We start from the raw sequence: 17,567 nt of genomic DNA, 5'->3' as shown, positions 1-17,567 counted from the left end.
GGGTCCCCCGAAGTTCATCGGCTATTACAAGCTGCCCGCGATCTTGTGCACAAGTCGTGGACAGTGACTTTGGGCGATTATCGAACGATTAACCGATAATCGCAATCCGTCAGATCTCACTTGTTTTTTAATCCAACCCCAGCGAGTACAACCGTGCAAAAAACGCGACTGCACAATGACGTCAAACTTCTATTGCTGCCAGATAAGTACATGCACTTGAAACGTTACGAAGCACCACCATTTTTAACAGCCTCGGACATTTTTGCTTTGCGGGGGTGATAGTCATTACCAGATTGGACGCTATAATACCTACAGTGATACCTCCACTTTCCTATACTGCAGGTAAGTGATCACTCTGCGGTGAAGCGGTACTTCGCTACCCGTTACTCACCCGCAAGCGCTTGACGCGCATCCCCAATGCCCGCCCCAAGCACTTGCAGGAAACAAGAAGACTGATGCTACATCGGTGATTCTTCTCTGGTGCTGTGGCCGCCTGTAACCAGGATGCTGTCAGCTTGACGTTCTCATGAAACCACGGCTTCTTCGGAAGACAGCCATGAGCGTGCATGCATACGACAGAGCCCGAGTTATGCGTTTCACCAGAGTTCAATTCAATTTCAATTAGGTAATACCGTGACGAAAGACGAACTGCGCGCCGAACTTGAGCGCCAGGAACAACGTTACAAGGAAGTCTACGGCGGCGAAGTCACCACTTATGCCGCACAGCCGGAACCTGAGCGCAAGCCATGGCGAAAACGCGCCACGGTTCAGGATCAGGCGTTCAGCCAGGAACTGCAGAAGATGGAAAAAGAACTCAAGGCCGACGCCCCCTAGCGTCGCGACCTGGGTTTGCTGCTGCCTGGAACACGCAATGTAACGCGTGACCTCATGCCAATACCCGGGGTGCGGGCGAGCTTTGCCGTGGCTGACGGTAATGGGCTAATAGGGCTTTTCCAGCGCTCATTTCAGAAATTTCATACAGCTTTGATCGCAGGTCTGCGAGGCCGCTGCATTTCCTCGACACAAGATAAATACCAGTAAAATCAATCAGTTGAAACACCTACGCAAACGCTCGGGCTTAGGGTCTTGTTACAAACTAAATGGTCAAATCGCCACATCGGCGACAACCGAGTGCATCGATTAACCATCTTTTCTGGCATAATCGCGCCCCCTTATGACCGGGTCAGAAAACCTTCATGATCGATTTATTCAGCGGACTGGATGCTTGGGTGCTTGTGAGCCTCTTGCTCGCCCTGGCCTTTGTCCTCGCCTTCGAGTTCATCAACGGCTTTCATGACACCGCTAACGCGGTTGCCACCGTTATTTACACCAAAGCCATGCCGCCCCACCTGGCGGTGTTCTTTTCCGGTGTATTCAACTTCCTTGGCGTGTTGCTGGGCGGCGTGGGCGTGGCGTATGCCATCGTGCACTTGCTGCCGGTAGAACTGTTGATCAACGTAAACACCGGCCACGGCCTGGCCATGGTGTTCTCGCTCCTGGCTGCGGCCATTACCTGGAACCTGGGGACCTGGTACTTCGGTATCCCGGCTTCCAGCTCCCATACCCTGATCGGCTCGATCCTGGGTGTGGGCCTGGCGAACGCCCTGATCAACGACATTCCACTGGTTGACGGGGTCAACTGGCAGAAGGCGGTGGACATCGGCGCCTCGCTGGTGGTCTCGCCAATGGCCGGCTTCGCCGTTGCCGCGCTGGTGCTGCTTGGCCTGAAATGGTGGCGCCCACTGTCCAAGATGCACAAGACCCCGGACCAGCGCCGCAAGATCGACGACAAGAAGCACCCACCGTTCTGGAACCGCCTGGTTCTGGTGATCTCGGCAATGGCCGTGAGCTTCGTCCACGGTTCCAACGACGGCCAGAAGGGCATCGGCCTGATCATGCTGGTGCTGATCGGTATCGTGCCGGCGCAGTTCGTACTCGACCTGAACAGCACCACCTACCAGATCGAACGCACTCGTGATGCAACCTTGCATTTGAACCAGTTCTACCAGCGCAACGAGGCCACCTTGGGTGAGTTCCTGGCGCTGGGTAAAGGCGTGAAGGACGACCTGCCGGAGAAGTTCCGTTGCAACCCGCAACAGACTGAACCAACCATCGCCGCGCTGCTGAGCACCCTCAAAGGGGTTGCCGACTACCATTCGCTGCCCCATGAAAGCCGCATCGAAGTCCGTCGCTACCTGCTCTGCCTGGATGACACCGCGAAGAAAGTCGGCAAGCTGCCTGGCCTGGACGCCCGTGAAAAGGCCGACCTCGACAAGCTGCGCAAAGACCTGACTGCCACCACCGAATACGCACCGTTCTGGGTAATCCTGGCGGTTGCCCTGGCACTTGGCCTGGGCACCATGGTGGGCTGGAAGCGTGTGGTTCTGACCATCGGCGAGAAGATCGGCAAACAAGGCATGACCTACGCCCAGGGCATGTCGGCACAGATCACCGCCGCGAGCATGATCGGCCTGGCCAACGTATTCAGCCTGCCGGTATCGACCACTCACGTATTGTCCTCGGGTGTTGCCGGGACCATGGTCGCCAACAAGAGCGGCCTGCAAGGCGGCACAGTGAAAACCATCCTGATGGCCTGGGTCCTGACCCTGCCAGCGACCGTGGCCTTGTCGGCCGGCCTGTTCTGGCTGGCGTCGAAGGCACTGGGCAGCTGATTCCCCGCCGAATAAAAAAGGCGCGCCCTCATCGCAGGTCGCGCCTTTTTTTATGCTCGGTTATTGCCAATCTCGAATCGCAGGCAAAAAAAGGGCAACCGAAGTTGCCCAAAATGCCTTGCGTGCTCGTGTTTCCGGAAAGACCTGCGACTACTTGCGCTTGTGCGAGTCTCTCCAGATAAAGAATCCAAACCCAGCGAAAAACAGAATCATGAGGCTGACAGTCAGCACTCCGGCGATCACCACATTGTCGAAAAACATGACTGGCCTCCTGTGCTTGCTTCGTTGCGATGGGCCTAAGTTAACCAATCGGACGCAGGAGAAAATTGACCGGGATCAATAGCGCCCAAGACAGGGCGTAAAGGAAGGGAAATAACTGACGTATATCAACAAATATGGGGGTTCAACGCTTCTTCGGTTTATTTTTCGGCTTTTTCTTCGCCTTGCCCAAGGGCATGGCCTGCTCGAATGCCTGGCGCACTTCGTTCAGGCGTTTTTCATTAAGGTCATGCACGCGCTTGGCGCGCTCGGCATTGAGGTCGATCAGCTTGTCGTCTTGGCTCATGGCGCAGTTGGCTTCTTCCAGATTCAATACGGGCGCGGCACAGCGACTATTGTCACCCGGCCCGCCAGGGATTTGCCAATAATGCGGTCTGCGGCTGGCAATAACCAGCCTGCGAGGCAGCCGTGAGCATGACAAATCCTGTGGAAGGCTCAGACTTCTATATCCACCCACAACCCCTGGCGAGGCTGCTCATCCATGAGCGGCGCCACCGGCACCGTGTGATCGGCATTCAGTTCATCACCCGGGATTGCCAGGTACGCTTCGGGGTCGCCGTCGGCTTCACGCCGGCGCTTGTCCTGTTCCTGTCGACGACGCTGCTCATCACGCAACGCCATGGCGGCTTCCTCAGGATCGCGCTTTTGCAGGTCAATCGTGCTTTCACTGGAACTCGGCTGCACCGGCACCACCGGCGGCATGTCCGGGCGCGGGCGAACCGGATCCTGCTGGGAGGTGATTGGCACGGCACTCAAGGGCAGCATCGGTGGCAGCATAATGGGTCTCCTGTCGGCAAGCTGTCGGCGGGTCGACCAGCGACTTGAGCCATCGGTCGCAAACTTGTGACCGAGTTGACACTCAAACGCCCCATTCGACGTGATGCGCTACCGTAAGACTAGTAGTTTTTATGAGAGTCCTTTGGCTCTGAAGGCAGCGATCCGTTAAGATAGTCGGCTTTTTCAAGGCGGGAGTCAGGCAGCATGGCGCAGCAGTATCAACCGGGGCAACGCTGGATCAGTGACAGCGAAGCGGAGCTAGGTTTAGGCACCGTTCTGGCACAGGACGGTCGCTTGCTGACCGTGCTCTACCCGGCCACTGGCGACACCCGCCAGTATGCGCTACGAAGTGCGCCCCTGACCCGCGTGCGGTTCTCGCCGGGTGACACCATCACCCACTTCGAAGGCTGGAAGATGACCGTGCGCGAAGTCGACGATGTCGACGGACTGCTGGTCTATCACGGGCTTAACGCCCAGAACGAGCCTGTCACCCTGCCGGAAACCCAGCTGTCGAACTTTATCCAGTTCCGCTTGGCCAGCGACCGTCTGTTCGCCGGCCAGATCGACCCACTGGCCTGGTTCGCCCTGCGCTACCACACCCTGGAACATACCAGCCGCCAGTTGCAGTCGTCCCTGTGGGGTCTGGGTGGCGTCCGTGCACAACCGATCGCCCACCAGTTGCACATTGCCCGTGAAGTGGCTGACCGAATCGCCCCGCGGGTTCTGCTGGCGGACGAAGTGGGCCTGGGTAAAACCATCGAAGCCGGCCTGGTGATCCATCGCCAATTGCTGTCCGGTCGCGCCAGCCGCGTGCTGATCCTGGTTCCGGAAAACCTCCAGCACCAGTGGCTGGTGGAGATGCGCCGGCGCTTCAACCTGCAGGTCGCGCTGTTCGACGAAGAACGCTTCATCGAAAGCGATGCCAGCAACCCGTTTGAAGACACCCAGCTCGCCCTCGTCGCGCTGGAGTGGCTGGTGGACGACGAGAAGGCCCAGGATGCGCTGTTTGCAGCCGGCTGGGACCTGATGGTGGTGGACGAAGCGCACCACCTGGTGTGGCACGAAGACCAGGTCAGCCCGGAATATTCGCTCGTCGAGCAACTGGCAGAGACCATTCCCGGCGTGCTGCTGCTGACCGCCACCCCGGAACAACTGGGCCAGGACAGCCACTTCGCGCGTCTGCGCCTATTGGACCCGAATCGCTTCCATGACCTGCAGGCCTTCCGTGCCGAAAGCGAAAACTATCGCCCGGTCGCCGAAGCCGTCCAGGAGCTGATGGACCAGGGTCGTCTGTCGCCAGCGGCGCACAAGACCATCCACGGTTTCCTCGGCAACGAAGGCGAAGCTTTGCTGGCTGCGGTCAACGATGGCGACGTCGAAGCCAGCGCCCGTCTGGTGCGCGAGCTGCTCGATCGTCACGGCACCGGTCGCGTGCTGTTCCGTAACACCCGCGCCGCGGTCCAGGGTTTCCCGGAGCGCAAACTGCACCCGTATCCGCTGCCGTGCCCGGACGAATACCTCGAGCTGCCGCTGGGCGAACACGCCGAGCTGTATCCGGAAGTTAGCTTCCAGGCCCAGCCGGACGCCAGTGAAGAAGAACGCTGGTGGAAATTCGACCCACGCGTCGAGTGGCTGATCGATCAGCTGAAGATGCTCAAACGCACCAAGGTCCTGGTGATCTGTGCCCACGCCGAGACTGCGATGGACCTGGAAGACGCCCTGCGCGTACGTTCCGGGATCCCGGCCACGGTGTTCCATGAAGGCATGAACATCCTTGAGCGTGACCGTGCGGCAGCCTACTTTGCCGACGAGGAATTCGGCGCCCAGGTGCTGATCTGCTCGGAAATCGGCAGTGAAGGTCGCAACTTCCAGTTCGCTCATCACCTGGTGCTGTTCGACCTGCCGTCGCACCCGGACCTGCTGGAACAGCGAATCGGCCGTCTCGACCGGATCGGCCAGAAGCACACCATCGAGCTGCACGTGCCGTACCTGGAAACCAGCCCGCAAGAGCGTCTGTTCCAGTGGTACCACGAAGCGCTGAATGCTTTCCTCAACACCTGCCCGACCGGCAACGCCCTGCAGCACCAGTTCGGCCCGCGCCTGCTGCCGCTGCTCGAAGAAGCCGACGACGGCGAGTGGCAAGCGCTGATCGACGAAGCCCGTGGCACCCGCGAAGCGCTGGAAGCCGAGCTGCACAGCGGCCGCGATCGCCTGCTGGAGCTCAACTCCGGCGGTGCCGGCGAAGGTGATGCGCTGGTGGAAGCGATCCTCGAACAGGACGATCAATTCGCCCTGCCGATCTACATGGAAACCCTGTTCGACGCCTTTGGCATCGACAGCGAAGACCACTCGGAAAACGCCCTGATCCTCAAGCCGAGTGAAAAAATGCTCGACGCCAGCTTCCCCCTGGGCGATGACGAAGGCGTGACCATCACTTATGACCGCAACCAGGCACTGTCTCGCGAAGACATGCAGTTCATCACCTGGGAGCATCCGATGGTCCAGGGCGGTATGGACCTGGTGCTTTCAGGCTCGATGGGCAACACCGCCGTCGCGCTGATCAAGAACAAGGCGCTCAAGCCTGGGACCGTATTGCTGGAGCTGCTCTACGTCAGTGAAGTGGTTGCACCGCGCTCGCTGCAACTGGGTCGCTACCTCCCACCGGCGGCCTTGCGCTGCCTGCTGGACACCAACGGTAACGACCTATCGGGCCGGGTTTCCTTCGAGACCCTGAACGATCAACTCGAAAGCGTGCCACGCGCCAGCGCCAACAAGTTCATCCAGGCCCAGCGCGATCAACTGACCCCGCGAATCAACGCAGGCGAAGCGAAGATCACCCCGCGTCACGCCGAACGTGTCGCCGAGGCGCAACGCCGCCTGGCCGCCGATACTGACGAAGAATTGGCGCGCCTGACAGCCCTGCAGGCCGTCAACCCGACCGTACGCGACAGCGAACTGGTAGCCCTGCGTCGCCAGCGCGAGCAAGGCCTCGCCATGCTCGAAAAAGCGGCACTGCGTCTGGAAGCGATTCGGGTGCTGGTCGCCGGCTAACGGTCTGTGAGAGTCGGCTAACAGTCTGTGGGAGCGGGCTTGCCCGCGATGAACGATAACGCGCGTTACCTGAAATAACGCAGTGCTTTCATCGCGGGCAAGCCCGCCCCCACAAGATCCAGCCAAAAAAATGAGCATCATCACGCAGCAGCGTCCGGCCGCCAGGGCTCATGCGGTCGCCACAGCTACACCTGGCTCCGCCACCGGCACCAACCCCTCCTTCATCCGCTTGGCATCACGCACAAAACAGCGCGCAGCCAGGAACAGGAACACCGTGGTCAGCAGCAACGCCACCGGAATCAGGTACATCGCATCGTGCAAGCCGACCGCCTTGAACGCCTCGGTCATTTGCTCAGCCCCCGCCGCCAGCATTGCACTCTTGGCAAAGTGATCCGATAGCCCGCCCACGACCACCGGCCCCAATCCCCCGCCCAACAAATACAGACCGGCAAAGAACAACGCCATCGCCGTGGCCCGCAAACGCGGCTCAACCACATCCTGGATGGCGGTGTAGACGCAGGTGTAGAAGTTATAGGCAAACAACCAGCCCAGACTGAACACCCCTACGAACACTCCAATTTCGATCCGCCCGGCATGCAGCGCCCAAGCGGTGCACAGGGTCGAAACGATCAGACTGAAGGCGGCAAACAACAGCCGGCCATTGGCAATTCGTTGGTGGATCTTGTCGGCCACCCAACCGCCCAGCGTCAGACCGAACAAGCCTGTCACCCCGACGATGACCCCAGTGGCCACCGCCGCCTCCTGCAGCGGTAAGCCGAAATAGCGCTGCAACATTGGCACGAGGAAGGAGTTGCAGGCATAAGTGGCGAAGTTGAAGCACAGCCCCGCCATCACCAGCCACAGGAAAGTCGGGATCGCCAGTACCCGCCGGATCGGCCGGTCCACACGCTCTTGGGAGACCGCTACGGTTTCCGCCGCGCCACGCTTGGGTTCCTTGATGAAAAACATGAACACCGCAAGGATCAGCCCCGGTACCGCCGCAATGAAAAACGGTGCCCGCCAGCTGTCAAAGGCCTTGACCATCGCGCCAATGGTGAAGAATGCGAGCAGTAACCCCAAGGGCAGTCCAAGCATGAAGATGCCCATGGCCCGCGCCCGGCGATGGGCGGGAAATAGATCGCCAATCAGCGAGTTGGCGGCCGGTGCGTAGCTCGCTTCACCAATGCCCACGCCCATGCGCACGATCAGGAAACTCCAGAAACTGCCCACCAGCCCGTTAACCGCCGTCAGACCACTCCATACCGCCAGCCCCCAGCCCATCAGTTTGCTGCGCGAACCCGTGTCGGCCATCCGCCCCAGCGGCAGGCCGGCGATCGCATACACCAGGGTGAACGCCGTGCCAATGATCCCCAACTGGAAGTCGCTGAGGTGCCACTCCATACGGATCGGTTCAATAATGATGGCCGGTATCGTGCGATCGAAGAAGTTGAACAGATTGGCCAGGAACAGCAGGAACAGAATGCGCCAGGCATTCGCCGCTTGGGTCGAGTTCTGCATGGGGTCCGTCTCGTCTATTTATTGTTATGAGGGCTCCGCCACCACGCGCATCCGAGCCCGGAATCCGCAATCTAGTCAGGCCCGAGACGGCTGTCTGTCATTATTCGCCAGGGTGATAGGGGCCTATGGCAAGTCCTCGAGCAAGTCGCCTGCCTTATTTCCAATCGCAATAAAATCAATTCAAAAATATTAAGAGGCAATGCGCCACTATCCAGTGCAGGCTGGGCACGGTCTCTATACTCAAGCCATTGGCCGGCACCCAGGCGGCGTAAAGACGAGGGATGCTATGGATTGGCTGCGCTTTACCAGCGAGCTGCCGCAGAGCAGCGGTTATGTCGTACTCGACTGCAGCTACAGCACAACGCTGGTACTGCTGGCCTATCTGGTTGCCTGCGCAGCCAGCTTCGCAACGCTCGACATGGCCGAGCGGGTCAGTCACGCCGAACATCCAGCCTCAAGGCGGCACTGGCGTTGGGCGGGGGCCGGGTGCCTGGCCGGTGGAATCTGGGCCATGCACTTCATCGGCATGCTGGCCTTCCTCGCCCCGATCAACCTCCACTATGACCTCCCCATCACCCTGCTTTCGCTGCTGATCGCCCTGATTGCCGGCGTTCTGGCCATGAATACCCTGAGTGCTGCACGGCTCGGCCCATGGCGCTATGGGCTAGCCTCGATCGGTGTCGGCCTGGGCATCGCCACCATGCATTACGTGGGCATGGCTGCCATGCATTCCGACGCCAGCCAATACTTCGAGCCTTGGCTGTTAGCCCTGTCGATTGTGATCGCCATTGTTGCCAGCGGCATCGCCTTGCTGCTCTGGCACCTGCTGCGCGATGGCAGCGGTGTCTTCCATCAGACGCTCAAATACCTCACCAGCCTGATACTGGGCGCCGCCATTGTCAGCATGCACTTCACGGGCATGTGGGCAATGACGCTGGTATTACCCGAGAGCATGCCCGTCCAACCGGCCTCGGACGACAACCAACTGCAATTGGGCATGACCATTGCCGTGATTGCCTTGCTGGTGATCGGCAGCACCATCAGCGCCGCCTTGGCCGACAAGAAATTGCAGCTCAAGGAACATGACCTGCAACGGGTCCAGGCCCTGCTCGGCCAACTCGACCAGGCACGGATGTCACTGCAACAAGCCGCGCATTACGACAGCCTGACCAACCTGCTGAACCGGCGCGGTTTCAATCAGTTGTTCGCGGAGAAAATCGTCGAAAGAAGCGCCCACGGCGGCAAGCTGGCGATCATGTTCCTGGACATCGATCATTTCAAACGGATCAACGACAGCCTCGGCCACGATGCTGGCGACGACTTGTTGAAGATCCTCGCCGGACATCTCAAAAGCTCGATACGCAGTCATGCCGATCTGGTCGCGCGGTTTGGCGGTGATGAATTCTGCGTGCTGCTCAACTTGCAGGAGCAGGACGAAGCCCGACATGTGGCGCTGCGCATCCTGGCCAGAATGAAAGAGCCCGTCGCACTGGCCGGCCGCAGCATGGTCATGACCACCAGCATCGGGATCAGCCTGTACCCGGACGATGGCCTCACGTGCGAAGAACTGCTGAAAGATGCCGACCTGGCCCTCTATCAAGCCAAGGCCAACGGCCGCAACGATTTTTGCTTTTTCAATGAAGCCCTGAAGACCAAGGCAACGACCGCCCTGCAGTTAGAGGAGGAACTGCGCAATGCCCTGCGTCAGGACCAGGGTCTGCTGCTGTACTACCAGCCCATTTACGACCTGGCGACTGGTCAGGTCACCAAGCTTGAAGCATTGATTCGCTGGCAGCACCCGACTCACGGCCTACTGACGCCTGAACGCTTCCTCGCTATCGCCGAAGCCAATGGCCTGATCGCCGAACTCGACCACTGGGTGTTACGCAAGGCCTGCGAGGACCTCAAGCACTTATCCGGGCCAGGCTGTGACTCGCTGAAGATCGCCGTCAACTGCTCGCCGCTCAACCTCAGCCGACCGGAGCTGGCCAGGCAAATCAAGGCCGCGCTGCAGTCTGCTGGCGTTGCCGCACAGCGACTGGAGCTGGAAGTCACCGAGAATGCGCTGATGGGCAACATCGCCGAAACGCTGGAGTTATTGCACCAGATCCGCGAGCTCGGGGTATCGCTGTCCATCGATGATTTCGGCACCGGCTATTCCTCGCTCGCGTACCTCAAGCGACTGCCGTTGAATACGCTGAAGATCGATCGGTCGTTTATCCAGGATATCCCCAACTCACCGCAGGACATGGAGATCGTGCAGGCGATCATCGTCATGGCCCACACCCTGCACCTACAGGTGGTCACCGAAGGCGTCGAGACGCTCGAACAATACCGTTTCCTCGAACGCCTGGGCTGTGACTACATTCAGGGCTATTTACTGAGTTGCCCGGTGCCCCTGGCGGAATTGCGGCCGATCCTCGATCAGGTCAATCAACGCATCAGCCCTTTGCGTCTGGTTCGCGGTACAGCTGAATCAATGTAGCGGGATCCTTTTCCAGAAAGCCCTGACCACCGTGCAAGCGCATCAGTTGCGCAGCCAACCCACTGAGCGGCGTCGCCGCCCCCTGCTCCCGGGAAAATTTCACCGCGCCATCAAGGTCCTTGAGCAGCGTACGCACATGCCATTTCACCGGTTCGAAGCGACTCTCGGCCATTTGTGGCGCCAGAATCTGCAGGGGTTTTGAATCAGCAAAACCACCGCTCAGGGCCTCTGCCAGCAAGCTGGCGTCGACACCCGAGCGCTCTGCCAGTGCTACCACCTCGGCGATAACCAGGGCATTGCACGCCACAATCATTTGATTGCAGGCCTTGGTCACCTGCCCAGCCCCCACCGCGCCCATATGCGTGACCCGTTGACCCAGGTTCAGCAGGATCGGGCGCACGCGCTGCAGATCGGCGGCCTGACCGCCCACCATGATCGCCAGGCTGCCCGCTTCAGCACCGGCCACGCCACCGGACACCGGTGCATCAAGCCAATCCATCGCGCATTGGCTGGCCAGTTGCGTGGCCATTTCGCGAGTGGCCGTTGGTTCCAGGCTGGAGAAGTCCACCAGCAACTGACCGCTCCTTGCGCCACTGGCCACACCGGCCGGACCAAATACCACCTCGCGCACGACCTCGGTGTTGGCCAGGCAGAGCAGCACCAGGTCGGCGTGGTCACACAGCTCGGCCGGTGTCGCGACCTGGCGAGCTCCGGCCTTGACCAGGGGCGCACATTTTTCCGGGTTGCGATTCCACACCGTCAATGAATAACCCGCCGCCAACAGGCGACGGCACATCGGCAAGCCCATCAGGCCGATGCCGGCGAACGCAAGTGCAGGTAACACAGCCATATGAATGCCTCTGTCAAATTCGGGATCGCACAAATAGTCGCCGATTTGCCGAGGCTTGGGAAAGGTCAGCCAATTACAATCGGAAACAATCGAGTAACCCTTCGGCTGCTCCATCAACTGTTCCCATTACGCGAACGTCACCGTCAAGCAGACCTGGCTGTGGCCTTTCTCTACGGCACCGTGCCATCACGCTACGGGGCTACACACTTTTCAGCGCGACTGCGACGCACAAGTTTGGTGCATTCAATCAAGCCTGCGCCCTTTCCTGGATCAGAATCCAGGGTGAAACCACCACCGCCCAGAGCTGCGGATCGCGCTCGAAAAGATCCAACGCCCGCGTTTCAGACAGCTTCGCGAGTTTGTCGGCAGCCAACCAGGCAGCCACTTTCTCGCCTTCGTCCTGCGCAACTGCCTCAGCGGCAGCAATCAAATCCAGAGCCGGATCGACCCACAATAGGGCACCCTTGGCAAAGAACGGTTCGAGTTCTTTCCAGGTAATGGATGCGGTTTCGCCAAGCAGCTTGGCATAGAGGGTGCTAGGTTCTTCAGTCATGGGTCCTGTCCGGAAAAGAAATCGGCGCAATCATAACGTCGGTGGTCCAGCAGAAAAACCCGGATGTAATTGCGTCATCGAACGAAAAGTGCGGGAAAGCCCCATAAAGCCGCTGAACCAGCTATAAGCCCTCAAAAGCCATGCCGCGTTTCTATACTTTTCTTTCAATAAAGCGACACCATCAGGTTTTGTCCCCAGCAGCCAGCTTTTCAAGCGAACAACCGGCGCTCTACACTGTACCGGTACAGTTGCCAGGGGCATTTCCGTCAGAGACTTACGTCATCGATCGGTTCTGCGCCTCAGGCCGCCAGGACTATAAAAATTACAACAGTAAGAGTGGAGCACTATGAATAAGGCTACTAAGCAGATTTCCAAACTGTTTGCCGCTATGGTTCTGGCCGGGGTTGCCAGCCATTCGTTCGCAGCTGACACCATCAAGATCGGCATTGCCGGCCCTAAAACCGGACCTGTAGCCCAGTACGGCGACATGCAGTTCAGTGGCGCGAAAATGGCCATCGAACAAATCAACGCCAAAGGCGGCGTCGACGGTAAGAAACTTGAAGCCGTTGAATACGATGACGCCTGTGATCCTAAACAAGCCGTGGCTGTTGCCAACAAAGTCGTCAACGACGGCGTGAAGTTCGTCGTTGGCCACCTGTGCTCCAGCTCCACCCAACCGGCTTCGGACATCTACGAAGACGAAGGCGTGATCATGATCACCCCGGCAGCCACCAGCCCGGACATCACCGCCCGTGGTTACAAAATGATCTTCCGTACCATCGGTCTGGACAGCGCCCAAGGCCCTGCCGCTGGTAACTACATCGCCGATCACGTGAAGCCGAAAGTCGTTGCTGTCCTGCACGATAAGCAGCAATACGGTGAAGGTATCGCTACCGCGGTGAAGAAAACCCTGGAAGGCAAAGGCGTCAAGGTTGCCGTGTTCGAAGGTATCAACGCCGGCGACAAAGACTTCTCCTCGATGATCGCCAAGCTCAAGCAAGCCAACGTCGATTTCGTTTACTACGGCGGCTACCACCCGGAACTGGGCTTGATCCTGCGTCAATCTCAGGAAAAAGGCCTGAAAGCCAAGTTCATGGGTCCGGAAGGCGTGGGTAACGACTCGATCTCGCAAATCGCCAAGGACGCTTCCGAAGGCCTGCTGGTAACCCTGCCGAAATCCTTCGACCAGGATCCGACCAACGTTGCCCTGGTGGACGCGTTCAAGGCCAAGAAAGAAGACCCAAGCGGTCCGTTCGTGTTCCCGGCCTACTCGGCCGTTGAAGTCATCGCCGGCGGTATCACTGCTGCCAAGAGCGAAGACCCGGCCAAAGTGGCTGAAGCCATCCACGCCGGCACTTTCAAAACCCCGACTGGCGACCTCAGCTTCGATGCCAAGGGCGACCTGAAAGACTTCAAGTTCGTGGTTTACGAGTGGCACTTCGGTAAACCTAAAACCGAAGCTTCGCCTCAGTAAGGCCTTGCCTGACTGACTGCCAATAAAGCCCACGGCGTGCCGTGGGCTTTATTTTACGAACGTATTGGGCCGCGCTGGCGTGATCCGCTAGCCTCCCCACCTGAAAATCTCAAAACCGTCATCAGCGGTTCGCTGGCAATGTTCGAATTCGAGGTGGATGCAGATCCACGGGGTTCGGGCGGGATAATGACTCCACCAGTGAAATGCGTATCAGGTTTTTAGGAGCGCTGTAATGCCTGAGATCTATCACTTTTTCCAACAGCTGGTTAACGGCCTGACCGTTGGCAGCACGTATGCCCTGATCGCCATCGGCTATACGATGGTTTACGGCATCATTGGAATGATTAACTTCGCCCACGGCGAGGTCTACATGATCGGTTCCTATGTGGCGTTCATCGCCATCGCCGGACTGGCCATGATGGGACTCGACAGTGTCCCGCTGTTGATGACCGCAGCTTTCATCGCGAGCATCGTCGTTACCAGTGCCTACGGATACAGCATTGAACGGATTGCCTACCGCCCGCTACGGGGCAGCAACCGCCTGATTCCGCTGATTTCCGCTATCGGCATGTCGATCTTCCTGCAGAACACCGTTCTGCTGTCACAAGACTCCAAGGATAAATCGATCCCCAACCTGATCCCGGGCAACTTCTCCTTCGGGCCAGGCGGTGCATCGGAAGTCCTGATTTCCTACATGCAGATCGTGGTGTTCGTGGTGACTCTGGTGGCCATGTTCGGCCTGACCATGTTCATCTCCCGTTCTCGCCTCGGCCGCGCCTGCCGCGCCTGCGCCGAAGACATCAAGATGGCCAACCTGCTGGGTATCAACACCAACAACATCATCGCCCTGACCTTCGTCATCGGTGCTGCGCTGGCGGCCATCGCGGCCGTACTGCTGAGCATGCAATACGGCGTGATCAACCCGAACGCCGGCTTCCTGGTCGGGCTCAAAGCCTTCACCGCCGCAGTATTGGGCGGCATCGGCAGTATTCCGGGCGCCATGCTGGGCGGTCTGGTGCTGGGTGTGGCTGAGGCATTCGGTGCCGATATCTTTGGCGACCAATACAAGGACGTCGTGGCATTCGGCTTGTTGGTTCTGGTGCTGTTGTTCCGTCCGACCGGCATTCTGGGCCGTCCGGAGGTTGAGAAAGTATGACTAGGAATCTTAAATCGGCGCTGTTCAGCGCCTTGCTGGTGTGGGCCGTGGCCTACCCGGTGCTGGGTCTGAAACTGACCATCGTCGGTATCAACCTGGAAGTCCACAACACCAGCCCGGCCATCCTCGCGACCATTGCCCTGTGCTCGGTCCTGATGTTCCTGCGGGTGCTGTTCAGCCACCAGATCGATGCCGCGTGGAAATCCTCGCCACGCATGCCATTGATCCCGGCCAAGGCCAGCAACTTCCTGACCCTGCCTGGCACCCAACGCTGGATCATCCTGGCGCTGATCGTCGGCGCCCTGGTCTGGCCGTTCTTCGGCTCGCGCGGCGCGGTGGATATCGCCACCCTGATCCTGATCTACGTAATGCTCGGCCTCGGCCTGAACATCGTGGTGGGCCTGGCTGGTCTGCTCGACCTGGGCTACGTCGGCTTCTACGCCGTCGGCGCCTACAGTTATGCGATGCTCTCGCATTACTACGGCCTGAGCTTCTGGATCTGCCTGCCGATCGCCGGCCTGATGGCGGCCACTTTCGGCTTCCTGCTGGGCTTCCCGGTGCTGCGTCTACGCGGTGACTACCTGGCGATCGTGACCCTGGGCTTCGGTGAAATCATCCGTCTGTTCCTGCGTAACCTGACCGACCTCACCGGTGGGCCAAACGGTATCAGCAACATCGAGAAACCGACGTTCTTCGGCCTGACCTTCGAGCGCAAGGCCGCAGAAGGGATGCAGACCTTCCATGAGTATTTCGGCCTGCAGTACAACTCGATCAACAAGGTGATCTTCCTCTACCTGGTTGCCCTGTTGCTGGCCCTCGGTGCGCTGTTCGTGATCAACCGCCTGCTGCGCATGCCGATCGGCCGTGCCTGGGAAGCGCTGCGTGAAGACGAAATCGCCTGCCGTGCGCTGGGTCTCAACCCAACCGTGATCAAGTTGTCGGCCTTCACCCTGGGTGCCAGCTTCGCCGGTTTTGCCGGTAGCTTCTTCGCCGCCCGTCAGGGCCTGGTGACACCCGAGTCCTTCACCTTCATCGAGTCGGCAATCATTCTCGCCATCGTGGTATTGGGTGGCATGGGCTCGCAGCTGGGCGTAATTCTCGCCGCAGTGGTGATGATCCTGTTGCCAGAAATGATGCGTGAGTTCAGTGAGTACCGCATGTTGATGTTCGGCGCCCTCATGGTGCTGATGATGATCTGGCGTCCTCAAGGCCTGCTGCCCATGCAACGTCCTCACATGGAGCTGCGAAAATGAGCCGTGAGATCCTGAAAGTCGAAAATCTGAGCATGCGCTTCGGCGGCTTGCTGGCGGTCAATGGCGTTGCCCTGACCGTCAAGGAAAAACAGGTAGTGGCCTTGATCGGCCCCAACGGCGCGGGCAAGACCACCGTGTTCAACTGCCTGACCGGTTTCTACAAACCGAGCGGCGGTAGCATCCTGCTGGACGGCGAGCCGATCCAAGGCCTGCCCGGCCACAAGATCGCCCTTAAAGGCGTGGTACGTACTTTCCAGAACGTGCGGCTGTTCAAGGACATGACGGCGGTCGAGAACCTGTTGATCGCCCAGCACCGTCACCTGAACACCAACTTCCTGTCCGGCTTGTTCAAGACCCCGGCGTTCCGCAAAAGTGAACGCGAGGCCATGGAGTTTGCCGAGTACTGGCTGGAAAAAGTCAACCTCAAGGAGTTCGCCAACCGTACCGCCGGAACCCTGGCCTATGGTCAGCAACGGCGCCTGGAAATCGCCCGCTGCATGATGACCCGCCCGCGGATCCTCATGCTCGACGAACCGGCTGCCGGCCTCAACCCCAAGGAAACCGAAGACCTCAAGGCGCTGATCAGCGTCCTGCGTGAAGAGCACAACGTCACCGTGCTGCTGATCGAACACGACATGAAACTGGTCATGAGCATTTCCGACCACATCGTCGTGATCAACCAAGGCACACCGCTGGCCGATGGCACGCCGGAACAGATCCGTGACAATCCTGAAGTGATCAAAGCCTACCTGGGGGAAGCGTAAATGCTGCAGTTCGAAAACGTTTCCACCTTCTATGGCAAGATCCAAGCCCTGCACAGCGTCAACGTGGAAATCCGCCAGGGCGAAATCGTCACCCTGATCGGCGCCAATGGCGCCGGCAAGTCGACCTTGTTGATGACCCTCTGCGGTTCGCCGCAGGCACACAGCGGCAGCATTCGCTACATGGGTGAGGAACTGGTCGGCCAGACCTCGGCGCAGATCATGCGCAAGAGCATTGCCGTAGTGCCAGAAGGTCGTCGGGTGTTCTCACGCCTGACCGTGGAAGAAAACCTGGCCATGGGCGGGTTTTTCACCGACAAGGGCGATTACCAGGAGCAGATGGACAAGGTCCTGGGGCTTTTCCCACGACTGAAGGAACGCTTCGCACAGCGCGGCGGCACCATGTCGGGCGGTGAGCAGCAAATGCTCGCCATCGGCCGGGCGCTGATGAGCAAACCCAAGCTGCTGTTGCTAGACGAGCCGTCGCTGGGCCTGGCACCGATCATCATCCAGCAGATCTTCGATATCATCGAACAACTGCGCAAGGACGGTGTGACGGTGTTCCTGGTCGAACAGAACGCCAACCAGGCGCTGAAAATCGCCGACCGTGCCTACGTTCTGGAGAACGGCCGGGTGGTGATGCAAGGCACCGGTGAAGCCTTGCTGACCGATCCCAAAGTGCGCGAAGCGTACTTGGGCGGCTAAGCAAAACGCGATACATGAAACGGCCTTCGGGCC

At 59.2% G+C, this 17,567-nt stretch carries 15 protein-coding genes and 1 pseudogene; 9 read left to right on the top strand and 7 right to left on the bottom strand.

The features are described 5' to 3' along the window. The first annotated feature begins 633 nt into the window (after nucleotides 1-633). Nucleotides 634-834 (top strand): hypothetical protein, encoded by a 201-nt coding sequence (locus KW062_RS07110; protein ID WP_027621161.1) that lies wholly within the window; start codon nucleotides 634-636, stop codon nucleotides 832-834. A 362-nt stretch (nucleotides 835-1,196) separates the two neighbouring features. After that, the gene (locus tag KW062_RS07105) at nucleotides 1,197-2,672 is read left to right on the top strand and encodes an inorganic phosphate transporter (protein ID WP_027621160.1); all 1,476 of its coding nucleotides are present in this window, start codon (nucleotides 1,197-1,199) and stop codon (nucleotides 2,670-2,672) included. 150 nt (nucleotides 2,673-2,822) lie between these two features. On the opposite strand, the gene ccoM is transcribed toward KW062_RS07105, so the two are convergent. The 3 genes from ccoM to KW062_RS07095 form a co-directional block, all read right to left on the bottom strand. Continuing rightward, complete coding sequence (gene ccoM / locus KW062_RS29110; protein ID WP_027621159.1) at nucleotides 2,823-2,933, bottom strand: cytochrome c oxidase subunit CcoM; 111 nt, start codon at nucleotides 2,931-2,933, stop codon at nucleotides 2,823-2,825. Nucleotides 2,934-3,075: 142 nt separating this feature from the next. Then, nucleotides 3,076-3,237 (bottom strand): hypothetical protein, encoded by a 162-nt coding sequence (locus KW062_RS07100; RefSeq protein ID WP_008074569.1) that lies wholly within the window; start codon nucleotides 3,235-3,237, stop codon nucleotides 3,076-3,078. A 149-nt stretch (nucleotides 3,238-3,386) separates the two neighbouring features. Further along, entirely contained in the window at nucleotides 3,387-3,728 is a 342-nt protein-coding gene (locus KW062_RS07095; protein WP_027621158.1) for a hypothetical protein, read from the bottom strand. 204 nt (nucleotides 3,729-3,932) lie between these two features. Here KW062_RS07095 and rapA point away from each other — a divergent pair, with 204 nt between their 5' ends. Further along, complete coding sequence (gene rapA / locus KW062_RS07090) at nucleotides 3,933-6,779, top strand: RNA polymerase-associated protein RapA (protein WP_105755659.1); 2,847 nt, start codon at nucleotides 3,933-3,935, stop codon at nucleotides 6,777-6,779. A 168-nt stretch (nucleotides 6,780-6,947) separates the two neighbouring features. Here the strand turns inward: rapA and KW062_RS07085 are convergent, their stop codons facing one another. Continuing rightward, on the bottom strand, nucleotides 6,948-8,297 hold the full coding sequence (locus KW062_RS07085) for a spinster family MFS transporter (RefSeq protein ID WP_105755660.1): 1,350 nt from the start codon (nucleotides 8,295-8,297) through the stop codon (nucleotides 6,948-6,950). 286 nt (nucleotides 8,298-8,583) lie between these two features. Between KW062_RS07085 and KW062_RS07080 the strand changes: the two are divergent. After that, nucleotides 8,584-10,779: pseudogene (locus KW062_RS07080) on the top strand (putative bifunctional diguanylate cyclase/phosphodiesterase); the annotation flags it as partial. On the opposite strand, the gene KW062_RS07075 reads toward KW062_RS07080, so the two are convergent. From KW062_RS07075 to KW062_RS07065, 3 genes are all read right to left on the bottom strand, one after another. Continuing rightward, nucleotides 10,739-11,632 (bottom strand): NAD(P)-dependent oxidoreductase, encoded by an 894-nt coding sequence (locus KW062_RS07075; protein WP_027621154.1) that lies wholly within the window; start codon nucleotides 11,630-11,632, stop codon nucleotides 10,739-10,741. The pseudogene KW062_RS07080 and the gene KW062_RS07075 sit on opposite strands and share 41 nt — an antisense overlap. Before the next feature lie 247 nt (nucleotides 11,633-11,879). Then, nucleotides 11,880-12,185, bottom strand: a complete 306-nt coding sequence (locus KW062_RS07070) for a DUF2288 domain-containing protein (protein WP_027621153.1) — start codon at nucleotides 12,183-12,185, stop codon at nucleotides 11,880-11,882. A gap of 30 nt (nucleotides 12,186-12,215) precedes the next feature. Further along, nucleotides 12,216-12,398 carry a hypothetical protein gene (locus tag KW062_RS07065; protein ID WP_146118245.1) on the bottom strand — a complete coding sequence of 61 codons (183 nt, stop codon included), beginning with the start codon at nucleotides 12,396-12,398 and terminating at the stop codon, nucleotides 12,216-12,218. Between the two features lie 133 nt (nucleotides 12,399-12,531). Between KW062_RS07065 and KW062_RS07060 the strand changes: the two genes are divergently transcribed. The 5 genes from KW062_RS07060 to KW062_RS07040 all read left to right on the top strand — a co-directional run bounded on the left by KW062_RS07060 (nucleotide 12,532) and on the right by KW062_RS07040 (nucleotide 17,534). After that, nucleotides 12,532-13,659: a branched-chain amino acid ABC transporter substrate-binding protein gene (locus KW062_RS07060; RefSeq protein WP_027621152.1), complete on the top strand. Its 1,128-nt coding sequence runs from the start codon at nucleotides 12,532-12,534 to the stop codon at nucleotides 13,657-13,659. A 232-nt stretch (nucleotides 13,660-13,891) separates the two neighbouring features. Then, nucleotides 13,892-14,815, top strand: a complete 924-nt coding sequence (gene livH, locus KW062_RS07055; RefSeq protein ID WP_027621151.1) for a high-affinity branched-chain amino acid ABC transporter permease LivH — start codon at nucleotides 13,892-13,894, stop codon at nucleotides 14,813-14,815. Then, on the top strand, nucleotides 14,812-16,068 hold the full coding sequence (locus KW062_RS07050) for a high-affinity branched-chain amino acid ABC transporter permease LivM (protein ID WP_027621150.1): 1,257 nt from the start codon (nucleotides 14,812-14,814) through the stop codon (nucleotides 16,066-16,068). The genes livH and KW062_RS07050 overlap by 4 nt, the downstream gene beginning before the upstream one ends. Beyond that, nucleotides 16,065-16,832: a high-affinity branched-chain amino acid ABC transporter ATP-binding protein LivG gene (livG, locus tag KW062_RS07045; RefSeq protein ID WP_027621149.1), complete on the top strand. Its 768-nt coding sequence runs from the start codon at nucleotides 16,065-16,067 to the stop codon at nucleotides 16,830-16,832. The genes KW062_RS07050 and livG overlap by 4 nt, the downstream gene beginning before the upstream one ends. Beyond that, complete coding sequence (locus KW062_RS07040; protein WP_027621148.1) at nucleotides 16,833-17,534, top strand: ABC transporter ATP-binding protein; 702 nt, start codon at nucleotides 16,833-16,835, stop codon at nucleotides 17,532-17,534. Nucleotides 17,535-17,567 lie beyond the last annotated feature (33 nt).

This window comes from Pseudomonas fluorescens, assembly GCF_019212185.1.
In the GTDB taxonomy this organism is placed as follows: domain Bacteria; phylum Pseudomonadota; class Gammaproteobacteria; order Pseudomonadales; family Pseudomonadaceae; genus Aquipseudomonas.
This window is presented reverse-complemented; position numbering and strand designations above follow the sequence as displayed.

Bases quoted from the DNA above. Each gene is read 5' to 3' on its own strand.
- KW062_RS07105 (WP_027621160.1), top strand. From the start codon at position 1,197: ATGATCGATTTATTCAGCGGACTGGATGCTTGGGTGCTTGTGAGCCTC.
- ccoM (WP_027621159.1), bottom strand. From the start codon at position 2,933: ATGTTTTTCGACAATGTGGTGATCGCCGGAGTGCTGACTGTCAGCCTC.
- KW062_RS07100 (WP_008074569.1), bottom strand. From the start codon at position 3,237: ATGAGCCAAGACGACAAGCTGATCGACCTCAATGCCGAGCGCGCCAAG.
- KW062_RS07095 (WP_027621158.1), bottom strand. From the start codon at position 3,728: ATGCTGCCACCGATGCTGCCCTTGAGTGCCGTGCCAATCACCTCCCAG.
- rapA (WP_105755659.1), top strand. From the start codon at position 3,933: ATGGCGCAGCAGTATCAACCGGGGCAACGCTGGATCAGTGACAGCGAA.
- KW062_RS07085 (WP_105755660.1), bottom strand. From the start codon at position 8,297: ATGCAGAACTCGACCCAAGCGGCGAATGCCTGGCGCATTCTGTTCCTG.
- KW062_RS07075 (WP_027621154.1), bottom strand. From the start codon at position 11,632: ATGGCTGTGTTACCTGCACTTGCGTTCGCCGGCATCGGCCTGATGGGC.
- KW062_RS07070 (WP_027621153.1), bottom strand. From the start codon at position 12,185: ATGACTGAAGAACCTAGCACCCTCTATGCCAAGCTGCTTGGCGAAACC.
- KW062_RS07060 (WP_027621152.1), top strand. From the start codon at position 12,532: ATGAATAAGGCTACTAAGCAGATTTCCAAACTGTTTGCCGCTATGGTT.
- livH (WP_027621151.1), top strand. From the start codon at position 13,892: ATGCCTGAGATCTATCACTTTTTCCAACAGCTGGTTAACGGCCTGACC.
- KW062_RS07050 (WP_027621150.1), top strand. From the start codon at position 14,812: ATGACTAGGAATCTTAAATCGGCGCTGTTCAGCGCCTTGCTGGTGTGG.
- livG (WP_027621149.1), top strand. From the start codon at position 16,065: ATGAGCCGTGAGATCCTGAAAGTCGAAAATCTGAGCATGCGCTTCGGC.
- KW062_RS07040 (WP_027621148.1), top strand. From the start codon at position 16,833: ATGCTGCAGTTCGAAAACGTTTCCACCTTCTATGGCAAGATCCAAGCC.